The organism is Streptomyces sp. ME02-8801-2C, from assembly GCF_033793965.1.
In the GTDB taxonomy this organism is placed as follows: domain Bacteria; phylum Actinomycetota; class Actinomycetes; order Streptomycetales; family Streptomycetaceae; genus Streptomyces.
In genome coordinates this window covers 59220-72605 of record NZ_JARAXP010000021.1, presented here as the reverse complement: position 1 = coordinate 72605, position 13386 = coordinate 59220, and the positions used below count along the sequence as shown (strand labels likewise).

Genomic DNA, 13386 nt, shown 5'->3' with positions numbered 1-13386 from the left:
CCCCCTGCCCCGCTCCCCTGGGCTCCGCTCCCCAGCTTGCTCCGCCCGTTCGCCGCTCCCCCCGTCAGCTCCGCCCCACCCGCCTCTCCACTGCCCGCCCACTCCGACCCACTCACCTCGCCACTGCCCGTCAGCTCCAGCCCACCCGCCTCGCCACTCCCCCATCAACTCCCCCACGTCACCCCTCCCTCATCTACTCCGCCTCCTCCTCTCTGCTCCGCCCGAGCCGGCCACCCGCGCCCCTCAGCCCGACCACTTCACGATCCGCCGCCTGTCTGAGCCCGTTCGCGAAAGGCACGTCATGACGAGAAGAGTCCTCCCCGCGCTGGCGTTCATATGCGCCGCCGCCCTGTCCGTCACCGCCTGCAGTGACCCGACCGCCGGCGGCTCCGATTCCTCCTCCGACTCGGGGGCCAAGCAGACGAAGGTCGACCCGACCGCCCGCCTGGACGGCGTGAAGCTGACCATGTGGACCGCGCAGAACACCCTCAACGCGCCCAAGCAGGTCATCGACGCCTTCGAGAAGGCCACCGGAGCCAAGGTCGAGACACAGGCGATCCCCGACCTGTACGAGCAGAACGTGCCGACCAAGCTCGCCTCGGGCGACAAGCCGGACCTGATGTTCTGGCAGCCGTCCATCTCCACGCTGCCCTTCATCCAGCCGAAGCAGAACCTCCTCACCCTCGACGGGGAGGAGTGGGTGTCCAAGCTGGGCGACACCGAGAAGTCGCTCGGCGTCATCGACGGCAAGCGGTACGCGGCGATCGTCACCAGCCCCGCCATGCTCGGCGTCTACTACAGCAAGGACGTCTTCAAGAAGGCCGGATTGAACGAGGCCGACTTCCCCAAGTCGTACGACCAGCTGCTGGCCCTCGGCAAGACCGTCACCGACAAGACCGACGCGGCCGGCTTCTACGAGGCAGGCGGCGACAAGTGGCCGCTCCAGTGGCAGATGCAGGTCCAGCTCACCGACCTCGACAAGCAGTGGTGGGCCGACCTCAACCAGAACAAGGTGAAGTGGACCGACCCGGTCGTGGTCGGCGCCATCAAGAAGTACAAGGAGAAGCTGCTCGACGCCGGGCTCGCGCAGAAGAACTACAAGACCGGCACCTTCACCGGCCAGGCCGACTCCCTGTGGAAGGGCGAGTCGGGCATGGTCCTCAACGTCACCTCGTTCCAGAGCCAGTTGCAGGCCAAGTACTCCACGGCCGAGATCGACAAGAAGATCGGCTGGTTCCCCATCGCCAACTCCTCCGCGACCGGCATGTACTCCCCCGACCAGACCAACGGCGTCGTCGCCTTCAAGACCGGTGACGAGAAGCGGCAGAACGCCGCCCGGCAGTTCCTGGCCTTCTGGCTCGGCCCGGACTACGCCGACTACATCAAGACGATGAAGATCCCCTCCGTCGAGCCGTCCGTGCCCACCCCCGCCGGCCTTCCCGAGGCGTCGATGGCACAGGTCAAGGCGCTGCCCACGGCCATCGGCGTCTTCCAGGCGAAGGCGATCGTCGCGCCCGACACGCACCTGTACCTCGCCGACATGCTCTACGGCAAGAAGAGTCCGCAGCAGGTGGCGCAGGCGATCGAGGACCAGTTCTCACAGGTGGCGAAGGCCCAGGGCGCACCCGGCTTCTAGGACGACGACTTCCAGAGCGGCTTGCAGACCCGGCCCCCTTACAGGCCTCGTACCGGTCTCTGTACCGGCCTCCGCACCCGGCTTCTGGATCGACCGACCCGACTGGCAAGGATTTCCCCGATGGCGGACACGGCCATACGTACGCGCACGCAGAAACCGGCGCCTGCCAAGGGCCGGGCGGGAAAGGTGGGACGGCTGCCCCGCGCCGCCGTCCATCACCCCTGGTGGTTCGCCCTCCCCGCGATCGTCTTCTTCGCGGCGTTCTTCCTGGTGCCGAACCTGCTCAACTTCTACTACCCGTTCACCAACTGGTCCTCGTACCACCCGGACATCGCCTTCACCGGCCTCGACAACTTCAGCACCATCGCCGACGACGGTTCACTGCTGCGGGCGATCCGTACGACCCTGCTGTACGCCCTGCTGGCGGCGGTGTTCCAGAACGGCTTCGGGCTGGGGCTGGCCCTGCTGCTGGAGGCGGACACCCGGTTCAACCGGTTCTTCCGCGCGGTCTTCTTCCTGCCCGTGCTCATCTCCGCGCTCGCCACCGGCTATGTCTTCCAGTCCCTGTTCAACCAGGACGGCGCGGTCAACGGCCTGCTCGGCACGGACATTCCGTGGCTCGGCTCGACGACCTGGACGCTGGTCCTGGTCACCGTCATCCACGGCTGGAAGTGGATGGGCCTGTCCATGCTGATCTATCTGGCCGGCCTCAAGGGCATCCCCGGCGAGATGCTGGAGGCCGCGAAGTGCGACGGCGCGGGTCCCTGGCGGACCTTCTGGTCGGTGCGCTGGCCGATGCTGGCGCCCGCTCTCACCTTCAACGTCACCACGGCGCTGATCGGCTCGATGAACACCTTCGACATCGTGCAGGCCACGACGGGCGGCGGGCCCGCGGGCTCCACGGAGGTCTTCAACATCTACATGTTCCGCATCTTCGGTCAGGGCCTGTACGCCCAGGCCTCCGCGATGAGCCTCGTCCTCTTCCTGGTCGTGGTCGCCGTCGCGATCCCCCTCGTCATCGGACTGCGCCGAAGGGAGCAGTTGCTGTGAGCACCGCCGTGAACCGCGCACCCGCTGTGCATCGCGCGTCCGCCGTCAACCCCGCCTGGCGCTACGGCCGTCCGGCGCTCGTCCTCCTATTGGCCGGGCTGTTCGTCGGCGTACCGCTGTGGCTGGTCGCCGTCACCTCGGCCAAGCCGCAGGCCGAGGCGATCACCCCGAACCTGGACCTGCCGCGGCACTGGCAGCCCGCCAGCAACTACGAGGGCGCCGTCAGCCAGGGCGAGATGCTGCACGGCTTCCTCAACTCCCTCCTGGTCGTGGTGCCTTCGGTCGCTCTCGTCCTCATCCTGGGGGCGGGAGCGGCCTGGGTGTTCGCGCGCCGCAAGTCGAAGCTGGTCTCGGCGGCGTACGCGATCTGCATCAGCGGACTGCTGCTGCCGCCCGCAGTCATCACCATCGTCATGGAGCTGCGGCAGCTCGGGCTCGCGGGCACCCGGCCCGGGATGATCGCCGTCTACACCGGGATGTACCTGTCCACGTCGATCTTCTTCATGACCGGCTTCATCCGGGCCATCCCGGTGGAGCTGGAGGAAGCCGCGCGGATGGACGGCGCTTCGCCGCTGCGGATCTTCCGGCAGATCATCCTTCCGCTGCTCAGGCCGGTCATCGCCACCGCGACGATCATGGTGATGCTCTACGCCTGGAGCGACATCTTCTACGCGTTCTTCGTCCTCGGCGGCGGAGACAAGGCGACCCTGCCGCTCAACCTCTACAAGGTCGCCAGCGCCCAGCTCTACCTCAACAACTGGCATCTCGTCTTCGCGTACGTCGTGGTGATGAGCCTGCCCATGGTCGCCATCTTCCTGGTGGCCCAGCGAAAGATCGTGTCCGGAATCACCAGTGGAGCCGTCAAATGACCGGAGGTCCCTCAGCGTGAGCACCCGTACCCCCACTACTACGCGAGCCGGCACCAAATCCCGTACCGCGACCGTCCTTGCCACAGCCGTACTTGGAGCAGCCGCCATGGCAGGCACCCTCCCGGCCGCGGGTCCCGCGGCAGCCGCCGGTCCGCAGCGCCTCACCGTCGATCTCGCCGCGTCCGAGGGCCCGGTGACGCTCGGCGCCAACGGCACCCTGTACGGGCTCAGCGACGACGGCGTGCCCAGTGACGCCATGCTGGCCCCCCTGAAGATCACCAGCATCTCGCAGAAGCCGGAGGGCGGCGCCCAGCACCCCAACGGCGACGCCCTCACGGTGTCCAAGTCGTTCTTCCGCAACGGCGGCGGCGAGATCAACGTGATGATGCAGGACATCTACGCGAAGTGGCCGTACGAGGACCTCGGCATCGACGACTACCTCCCCAAGGTCGACAAGATCGTCAAGGAGGTGTCGTCCGACCCGAACAGCGAGCGGTTCGTCTACATCCCCTTCAACGAGCCCGACCAGATCTGGTACAACCTCGGCACATCGAACCAGGCCCAGTACGAGGTCAACCGCGACCGGTTCTTCAAGGACTGGAAGACGGTGTACCACCGCATCCGCGCGATCGACCCGGACGCCAGGATCGCCGGCCCCAACGAGTCCGGCTACCACACCCGCCTGCTGACCGACTTCCTGGCCTTCGCCAAGCGGGAGAACGTCCTGCCCCAGGTCATGACCTGGCACGAGTTGGACTCCAGCTCGCTGAAGAACTTCCAGGGGAACTACGACAACTACCGCTCGATCGAACGTCAACTCGGCATAGCACCCCTGAAGATCAACATCGATGAGTACGCCAACCGCCGCGACCTGTCCGTCCCGGGCCAACTCGCCCAGTGGGTCGCGATGTTCGAGCGGAACAAGGTGTACGCCAACCAGGCCTACTGGGACGCGGCCGGCAACCTCGACGGCAATGTCGTACGCAGCAACATCCCCAACGGCGGTTGGTGGTACTTCCGTTGGTACGCGGGACTGACCGGCGACACGGTCCAGGTGACCCCGCCGCAGGCCAACACCATCGACACCCTCCAGGGTCTGGCCTCCTACGACAGGAAGCGCCGCCAGGCGCAGGTCCTGCTCGGCGGCTCGGCCGGTGACGCCGACGTCGTCGTACAGAACGTCTCCCGGTCCGCCTTCGGGCGTACGGTCACCGCGACCGTCGCCGAGGCCGCCTGGTCCGGCTACGAGGGGCAGCACGCGACGCCGCGCGTCCTCGCCCGTACGAAGGTGAAGGTGGCGGCCGACGGCACGGTGACCGTCCCGCTGCGCGGCCTGCACAAGATGTCCGCGTACCGGATCGTCCTCACCCCCGGCGGCTCCGGCACCCCGGCCGCCGTGTCCGTCCCCTGGTCGGCGTCGTACGAGGCCGAGGACGCGGCCATCACCGACGGCCAGGTCTACACGCAGGGCACGGTCAGCAACGCCAACGGTTACGCGGCCTCGGGGACGAAGGACGTCGGCTCCCTCAACCAGCCCACCAGCAAGGTCGACTTCACGGTGGACGTGCCCAGGGCCGGCACCTACGACCTGGCGATCCTCTACGGCAACCAGTCCGGTGTGCCGGCCACGCAGAAGCTCAGCGTCGACGGTTCGACCCCGGTCACCATCTCCTATCCCTCCACCGAGAACTGGACCTACCGCGCCAAGAAGGACGTCACCGTCGACCTCCCGGCCGGCAAGCACGTGCTGACGCTGGCCAAGGGCAACACGGAGGTCACCCTCGACCGTATCGACCTGACCGCCCGCACCTCGCCCGTGCCCTCGGCTTCGTACGAGGCCACGCTCGCGGACATCAGCGGCCGGCCGTCCTTCGACTACTCCTCGTCGGCCGGCGTCGGCACGGGGGCACTGGTCCTGCGTACGGGGGACAAGGCGACCTTCGACGTCTACGCACCGAGCGACGGCTACTACTCGGTGGTTCCGCGCTCCTCGTCGCCCGTGCGACTGGAGTTGCACGGCCAGAAGGTGACGGCGGTGCCCGGCAAGGCTCTGCGGCTGTACCTGGTCGCGGGCAACAACCGCGTCGCGCTGACGGCCAAGGCCGCCGCCGTCCGCTCCCTCGACGTCTCGGGCAACGGCTCGACCGCCGGCACGCTGTCCTACGAGGGCGCCGCGGCCACCCTGGCAGGTGGAGCCAAGCTGGTCGACTCGGTCTACGCCTCCGCCGGTTCCTACATCGGCTGGCTCGGCAACAGCGCCGCCAGCACGGCCGAGTTCACGGTGAACGCACCCAAGTCGGGCCGCTACATGCTGGTCATCAGCTACGCGCACAACGAACGCCGCGACAACGGCCACTCGTACAACACCGACATCATGTCCCGTACGGCGGACCTGACAGTCGGGGCGGCCGCTCCCCGGAAGGTCACCTTCAAGAACACCTGGGGCTGGGACGACTACTGGACGCTGGGCGTCCCCGTCGACCTTGAGGCGGGCCCCAACAAGGTGACGTTCGGCAACGCGAGCGCGTGGGCCCCGAACATCGACCGGATCGAACTGGGCCGGGTCATCGGCTAGTCGGCGAACTGCCGTCATGAACGGGCCGGGTCACGTCTTTGGGGAGACGCGACCCGGCTCCATGCTTCGGGCCCCGGGCGCGGTACGGGGAGATCGGTTCGACGTTGGAAAGCTGACTCATGACTCGCACGGTGGGAGTTCTTGCGCGGACAACAGCCCTCGAACGGTGCCGAAGGCGTCTTTCGCCGCACCGGTGAGCTGATCAACGATGACGCTGCATCCCACCCAGGTGGACCCGCACTCCTCGACCATGTTCCTGACGGCCGCAGCCTGGCTTCCGGTCTCAATCCAGTCGTCAACCAGCAGAACACGGTCTTCCGGCCCCAGCGAGGATCGCTGAAGTCGCAGCGTGTGACGAAGGCGTCGGTAGTCGGCAGACGACTGACGCACGACCTTGTCGCCTGGGAAGAGCCCCTCGCCCTTGCGGACGGGAACGAATCCGACGCCGAGCTCGACGGCCGCGGCACCGCCCAGAAGGAATCCCCGCGACTCGATCCCACAGACCGCGGTGATCTTCTTTTCCCGGAACGGTTCAACCAGCGCGGCGACCACCGCGGCCAGGGCCTTGGCATCCCGAAAGATCGCCCACACATCCGCGTGGCCGCCGATCCACCGAAAATGTTCAAGTGTCAGGTCACGCGCAGTCGAAGGCATGGGCGGAAGTCTTCCGATCGCCGAACAACGCAGCAAACCATTAACGACGCCCCTGAGGATTTGGGAGAGTACAGCTTCAACACACCTGGTTCACAGGGACTTCGCTAGGAGAACGCTCGATGAGAACCCCCGTCGCCGCTGTGGTCATGCTCGGTTCCGGAGCGTTGCTCGCCGCCTGCGGGTCGTCACACACTTCTGCTGGTGCGCCCGTCGCCCGCTCGCTCTCCTCGCCGCCTTCCACCACGAGCAGCACAGCGGGCTCAGCGGCAGGGGGCGACTGCACGATCTACCTGTACGGACACGCCGCCCGCGCCGAGGTACGCAGCAGCGGGACAGCCGATCCGGCGGACGAGTGCCACAGCCTGTCCTCGGCTCTGTCCCGGGGCGGTGACTTCTGGACGACGCAGGCCGTCGCCGTACAGGAACTCGTGCCCGAGGTGTGCGCCATGCGGAAGAGCGACGTCGTCGTCGTTGTCCGTGACACCAACGCCCAGATATACGGGCAGAGCGTGTGCAGCGCCCTTCTGCAAAGCGGCTGGGCTGAAGATGCGCAGGCCGCACAGGCCGCGCAGCAGCAGGACCAGCAGACAGTACAGGCGAGCGCCCAGGCCGGCGCGCGGGCAGCGAACCAGAGCACCGCCGAGGACGCGCTCACCTCCCTCCAAGACTCCAACAGTGCCTTCGACAACGCCAAGGCGGTGCGCGGCGACCTCACGACAGCCGAGAAGGACCTCGCCCAGTTGCGCAAGGACGCCAAGGGCGGCAACGGTGAGGACTGCTACAACGTGGAGAGCGTCGTCGGCTACGACGCGGAAAGTGTCGTCGGTTACGACGTCACGAGCTCGGCCGCCTACGACGTCGAACAGGAGCAGGAGGCCATCGACGGACTGCGTTCGCAGATCACCGTCTTGAAGGACGCTCAGGCGGCTCTCACCGCCGACGGGCAGCCGACGCTGCCCGGAGCGAGCGCGGCCATTGCCACGGCCGAGGCCCACGTCACCACCGCGATCACCACGACGAACAAGGCCATCGACGACCTGAACGCCATCCTGAAGACCGCCTACGGCATCGCCAACGCGCTCGGCACCGGTGACTGCGCCGACAGCGGCCCCGGCGAGGTACCGCAAGGGCTGTCACACATCTCCTGAATGTGGGCGGCACCGCCTCTGAGCCGTCCTCGGGCGGCCGGGCCCAGGGGCCGCCCGCCCGGGGCGCGTTCGAGGCCGCGGGTCGCATGAGCGACCGCGTCACGCCAGTGGATCGAGGAACGTCAGCACGGAGGCGTCCTCTTCGATCAGCGGAGTGAGAGCGGCGTTGAAGGGGCCCCCGTACGGGGCTTTCAGGTGGGCCTGGAAGGCGTCCTCGTCGCGGTACACCTCGAAGATCCAGAATGCGCGCGGGGCGCTTGCCCTGGTGTAGACGTCGAAGGCGATGTTGCCTTCCTCCTCGCGTACCTTCAGGGCGTATTCGCCGATCATGCGGGCGACCTCGTCCCGCGCTCCCTCACGGGCGGTGAACTCGGCGAGCAGGGTTTTCCTCATGGTCGTGTGTCCTTGTCAGCGGGGGCATTGGATGTGGGTGTCGGATTTGGTCGTGGGTTTGGTCGTCGGTTTGGTTGTCGGTTCCGGCGCCGCATCACCCGTGGGCGGAGCCGACGTGCCGGACGACGGCCCTGTCCAGCCTCACCGAGCCGTTCTCGGCGAAGACCTGCACCCCCTGGGCGGCGGGGTCCGGGAAGATCTGGTCGGTGATCACGGCTTCGCCGCTGCCGCCGAAGACCTCGACGGACGACCAGTCGACGAGTACGCGCAGCTTGATCCTGCCGTTCGCCGCCTTGAGCGGGGCGGTCTGGACGCCGGGGAAGGTGCTGTTGAAGTCCACGGCGCCGGACCGGGTCCGGTCGACGTACAGTTCCCCGGTCGTGGCGTCGTAGCCGATGACGGTCCCCTCGCCGTTCGCCCCGGTACGCACCTTCAGGCCGAAGCGGTCGGCGTCCTGGAGGGAGAAGGTCGCCTCGATGTCGAGTGCCTTGCCCTCGGCCGCGGGGCCGATCAGAGCTCGGGTGGTGTTACTGACGGTGCTGCCTGTCTCCGACACCGGGTTTTTCTGCCAGAGGGAGGCCACGTTGTTCACGGGGCGGCTGGTCAGCCGGATCCGACCGTCGATCGTCCGCAGCCCCATCTCCCGGGGGATGCTCTGCGCTCCGCGCCAGGGAGAGGTGGGTACGGCGCCGCCGTAGTCCCAGTTGTTCATCCAGCCGATCATGTAACGCTTGCCGTCGGGCGCGTCCTCCCAGGACACCGCGGCGTAGTAGTCCTTGCCGTAGTCGGCCCAGTCGGCGCGCTGCACGACGGACTTCGCGGCCGTGTCGGCGGTGGTGAACCGGTCGGCCAGGACATGGCCCCAGCCGCCGGTGTTCATGTCGACGAGCTGGATCCGCGCCTGCTTGCCGGCGTAGGGGCGCATGTCGAAGGAGGCCCAGTCCAGCATCTCGCTGTCGGAACCGGTCGCGCTGCGGACGACCTGACCGTCGACGATGAGATTGACGGAGGTCTCCTGGGAGCCGGACTGGGCCTGGAGGTCGGACAACACGATCTGGTCGGCGTTGATGTGGCCCCAGCTGCCCGTGTTGGCGTCGACCACCCTGATCTGCGCCTTCTTGCCGGTGAGGTCGCCGACATCCCAGGAGGCCGTCTCAAGCGCCTCGGCGTCCTTCCCGGTGGCACTGCGGACGACCTGACCGTCGACGAGGAGTTCGAGGGCTGTGGAATTGGCGGAGCCGACGGGGTGGTTGCCGCCGCCGATGAGGAAGTTGACGTATCGCTTGTCGAGGGTGAACTCGGGCGAGGTGAGGGTGCCGGTGGTGGCGTCGCCGTTCAGGAAGGTGTTGACCAGGCCGCTGCCCTGGAAGCCGGAGACCTGCTGCTGGCCGGGGAGGGTGCCGGTGGCCGGTGCCGCGCCGAAGGCGTCGCCGGTCGTCGTCCAGCCGCCGTAGGTGCCGCCCTCGAAGTCGGCGAGGATTTTCCCGGGCCGGTGCGGATGCCGGCCACCGCCGATCTTGAAGTTCAGGTAGGGACTGGCGACGGTGAACGCGGGCGAGGTGAGGGTGCCGGTGGTGGCGTCCCCGGAGTGGAAGCTGTTGGCGAGGCCCTTGCCGTCGAAACCGGCGACGGTCTGCTGCCCGTCGAGCGTCCCGGCCGCCGGTCCCGGGCCGAACGCGGTGCCCGTGGTCGTCCACGAACCGAAGCCGGTGCCCTCGAAGTCCTGCACGACGATCCCGGCAGGCGGCGTGTAGGTGCCGTTGTCCTCGGCGGTGAACCTCGTGCCGTCGAAGTCGCCGATGAAGTACTGGGCTGCCGAACCGCCGGCGATGCCACCGGGGTTGATGTTGACGACCAGGACCCACTTGATGTTGTTCTGGTCCCCGTCGACGGCGAGGGGGAACAGATCCGGGCACTCCCACACGCCGCCCGTCGCACCGGCCGGCCCGAACTCGCTCTGCAGCTGCCAGTCCTTGAGGTTCTTGGACGTGTAGAACCGCACCTTGTGCTCGGCGGACATCGACACCGTCATCAGCCAGCTCTTCGTGGGCGCGTACCACTGGACCTTGGGATCGCGGAAGTCCTTGGAACCGATGTCGATGACAGGATTGCCCTGGTACTTGGTCCAGGTGCGCCCGCGGTCGGTGCTGTACGCGAGTGACTGGGCCTGGACGCCCGTGTCCTTGCGCAAGCTGGTGTAGACCGCCACCATGGCCGGGTTCGTCGTGGTGCCGAACCCGGTGGAGTTGTCCCGGTCGATGACGGCGCTGCCGGAGAACACCATCTCCTTGTCGTCGTGCGAGAGGGCGAGCGGCAACTCCTGCCAGTGGACGAGATCGCTGCTCACCGCGTGCCCCCAGGACATGTCGCCCCAGGAGTTGCCGTTCGGGTTGTACTGGTAGAAGAGGTGGTACTCGCCCGCGTAGTACAGGAGACCGTTGGGGTCGTTCATCCAGTTCTTCTGCGGGGTGAAGTGGAACTGGGGCCGGTTGGTCTCGGAGTACGGCGGGGCTTCGGCGGCCGTGGCGTGTGGTGTGAGCGGGGTGCACGACAGGGCGCAGACGGCGGCCACCGCCGTGAGCACTCGTACGCGGGCATGCCGTAGTACATGTCCAGAGCTCAAGGTGCCTCCTGTCTGGTGCGTCCACTGGGCGGAGCCTGCGGCCCGTGCGTGGAGCGGCCGAGGAGTGCGCCCTGGCGGACGTCACCGTCCGGAGCGCACGCCAGGTGTCAACGTTGACTTGTGTCATCGATGACATCGAGAGGCCACGATGATGGGCGGAATCCGGCCGGTGCGTCAATGGTCCTGGCGGGATTGCCTGCGTGACCGTGACAGGGTGTCAGACCCCGTCGACGGCCGTCAGCTGCGCCAACTGGTCGCTCCACGGCGGATTCGGGCCGGCGACCGAGCAGGTCAGCGCGGCGACCTGGGTGCCGAACCGGCAGGCTTCCTCGACCTCCCCGATGCCGAGTTCGGCCAGTCGGCCACCGAGGAGGCCGAGGGTGCCGAGGTGGTGCAGGAGACCGGCGGTGAAGGAGTCCCCCGCGCCGACCGTGTCGACGACCCGCGTGGACACCGCGGGCACCCGCACCCGTTCGCCGTCGAGTGAAGCCAGTGCGCCGCCGGCGCCGAGCGTGATCACGACGAGCCGTACCCCCGCGGCATGCCAGAGGTCGCACGCCCGCTCGGGCGGGGTGCCCGGCAGCAGAAGTTCCAGGTCGTCCTCGCTCAGCCGCAGGATGTCGGCGAGGGCGCACCAGTGCGCCAGTCGGGCACGGTAGGCCTCGGGGCGCACCAGCAGTGGCCGGACGTTGGGGTCGATGCTGATGGTGGCCCGTTCCGCCGCCGTCCGCAGGAACTCCTCCACCGCTGCTCCGCCGGGTTCACGGACCAGTGCGAGCGATCCGGTGTGCACGCACACCGTTTCGGACAGCTCCGCTCGCGCCAGTTCCGCCGAAGTCCACTGCCAGTCGGCCGTGTTCTGCGCGTGGAACGAGAACGTGGCCTGCCCGGTGGCATCGAGTTCGGCCACGGCCAGCGTGCTGGGCTCGGCGGCGGCGACCGCGTACGACAGGTCGACGCCGGACGCCTCCAGGTGGGACCGGAACAGGCGGCCGAACACGTCGCCGGACAGGCGTGCTAGGAAGCGGGCCGGCGTACCGAGCCGGGCCAGGGCCACCGCCGTGTTGGCGGGTCCGCCGCCCGGCAGCACCCGCAGGGCGAGTTCGTTCGAGGCGTCTGCCGTCGGTTCGGTGAAGGCGTCCGCGACGCACTCTCCCAGAACGGTGATCTGGCGCGGGCTCATGGGCTGCTCTCCCTCGGAAAGGGCGACGACTGCGGGCGTTGCCGATTTGTGACGGGTGGAAGGCATTGACGTTGCCGGGATCCGGAGTCCATCATCCTGGCCAGGCGGTGTCAACGATGACATAAGTCAACGATGACACCTCCGGCGGCACTCTCTGATCCCAACCCCGTGCCGCCCGCCATCCCACAGGAGTCGATCATGTCTCGCACCACTCGCCTGTCCTCCTCCCTCCTCAGAGCCGCCGCGGTCACGGGCGTCGCGGCGCTCACCCTGACGGCCTGCGGATCCGGCTCCGGTTCGGGGTCGTCGAGCTCCGGTTCGGGTGAGGTCAAGGTCGGTCTGATCACCAAGACGGACACCAACCCGTTCTTCGTGAAGATGAAGGAGGGCGCGGAGAAGGCCGCCAAGGAGAGCGGCGCCCAACTGTCCACCGCAGCGGGCAAGTTCGACGGGGACAACGCCGGTCAGGTCACCGCCATCGAGAACATGGTCGCCGCCGGTGTGAAGGGCATCCTGATCACCCCGAGCGACTCCAAGGCGATCGTGCCGGCGATCGAGAAGGCCCGCGCGAAGGGTGTTCTGGTCATCGCGCTGGACACGCCGACCGAGCCGGAGAGCGCGGTCGACGCCCTTTTCGCCACCGACAACCTCAAGGCCGGTGAGCTGATCGGCGAGTACGCCAAGGCCGCGATGAAGGGCAAGACGGCGAAGATCGCCGCCCTGGATCTCGCGCCGGGCGTCTCCGTGGGCGTCCAGCGCCACGACGGTTTCCTGAAGGGCTTCGGCGCCACGGACAAGGACGTCGTGTGTGCCCAGGACACAGGTGGCGACCAGGCCAAGGGCCAGACCGCGATGGAGAACTGCCTCCAGAAGTCGCCTGACATCAACGTGGTCTACACCATCAACGAGCCGGCGGCGCTGGGCGCGTACACCGCGCTGAAGGCCAAGGGCCGAGAGAAGGACGTGCTGATCGTGTCCGTCGACGGTGGCTGCACCGGCACCCAGGCGGTCAAGGACGGCAAGATCGCCGCGACGTCGCAGCAGTACCCGCTGAAGATGGCCGCCGAGGGCGTCAAGGCCGTCGTCACGTTCGCCAAGGACGGCAAGAAGGCGTCCGGTTACACCGACACCGGCGTCACGCTGATCAGCGACAAGGCGCAGGACGGCGTCACGTCGAAGGACACCGGGTACGGCCTGGAGAACTGCTGGGGCTGAGCGGGGCGCTCCGCTGGGGGCGCGGTGTTCTGCTGCGGGC

Annotated in this window: 10 protein-coding genes; 6 read left to right on the top strand and 4 right to left on the bottom strand. The window is 67.8% G+C overall.

Features of this window, described 5'->3' with window-relative positions; all coding sequences use genetic code 11:
- Positions 1 to 301: 301 nt before the first annotated feature.
- The 4 genes from PV396_RS39265 to PV396_RS39250 all read left to right on the top strand — a co-directional run bounded on the left by PV396_RS39265 (position 302) and on the right by PV396_RS39250 (position 6130).
- Complete coding sequence (locus tag PV396_RS39265) at positions 302 to 1636, top strand: ABC transporter substrate-binding protein (protein ID WP_319213092.1); 1335 nt, start codon at positions 302 to 304, stop codon at positions 1634 to 1636.
- Between the two features lie 120 nt (positions 1637 to 1756).
- A complete protein-coding gene (locus tag PV396_RS39260) occupies positions 1757 to 2686 on the top strand; it encodes a sugar ABC transporter permease (RefSeq protein WP_319213090.1) in 930 nt (309 codons plus the stop codon).
- Positions 2683 to 3555: a carbohydrate ABC transporter permease gene (locus PV396_RS39255; protein ID WP_416071562.1), complete on the top strand. Its 873-nt coding sequence runs from the start codon at positions 2683 to 2685 to the stop codon at positions 3553 to 3555. Before PV396_RS39260 ends, PV396_RS39255 begins: the two co-directional genes overlap by 4 nt.
- 106 nt (positions 3556 to 3661) lie before the next feature.
- Positions 3662 to 6130 (top strand): CBM35 domain-containing protein, encoded by a 2469-nt coding sequence (locus PV396_RS39250; RefSeq protein ID WP_319213088.1) that lies wholly within the window; start codon positions 3662 to 3664, stop codon positions 6128 to 6130.
- A gap of 117 nt (positions 6131 to 6247) precedes the next feature.
- Here the strand turns inward: PV396_RS39250 and PV396_RS39245 are convergent, their stop codons facing one another.
- Entirely contained in the window at positions 6248 to 6784 is a 537-nt protein-coding gene (locus tag PV396_RS39245) for a phosphoribosyltransferase family protein (RefSeq protein WP_319213087.1), read from the bottom strand.
- A gap of 119 nt (positions 6785 to 6903) precedes the next feature.
- Between PV396_RS39245 and PV396_RS39240 the strand changes: the two genes are divergently transcribed.
- Positions 6904 to 7932 carry a hypothetical protein gene (locus PV396_RS39240; RefSeq protein WP_319213085.1) on the top strand — a complete coding sequence of 343 codons (1029 nt, stop codon included), beginning with the start codon at positions 6904 to 6906 and terminating at the stop codon, positions 7930 to 7932.
- 99 nt (positions 7933 to 8031) lie between these two features.
- On the opposite strand, the gene PV396_RS39235 is transcribed toward PV396_RS39240, so the two are convergent.
- The 3 genes from PV396_RS39235 to PV396_RS39225 form a co-directional block, all read right to left on the bottom strand.
- Positions 8032 to 8325 (bottom strand): putative quinol monooxygenase, encoded by a 294-nt coding sequence (locus tag PV396_RS39235; protein WP_319213083.1) that lies wholly within the window; start codon positions 8323 to 8325, stop codon positions 8032 to 8034.
- Between the two features lie 94 nt (positions 8326 to 8419).
- Entirely contained in the window at positions 8420 to 10948 is a 2529-nt protein-coding gene (locus PV396_RS39230) for a GH32 C-terminal domain-containing protein (protein WP_319213081.1), read from the bottom strand.
- A 217-nt stretch (positions 10949 to 11165) separates the two neighbouring features.
- Positions 11166 to 12131: a carbohydrate kinase gene (locus PV396_RS39225; RefSeq protein ID WP_319213079.1), complete on the bottom strand. Its 966-nt coding sequence runs from the start codon at positions 12129 to 12131 to the stop codon at positions 11166 to 11168.
- A gap of 198 nt (positions 12132 to 12329) precedes the next feature.
- Between PV396_RS39225 and PV396_RS39220 the strand changes: the two genes are divergently transcribed.
- Entirely contained in the window at positions 12330 to 13346 is a 1017-nt protein-coding gene (locus PV396_RS39220; RefSeq protein WP_319213077.1) for a sugar ABC transporter substrate-binding protein, read from the top strand.
- The last annotated feature ends 40 nt before the right edge of the window (positions 13347 to 13386 follow it).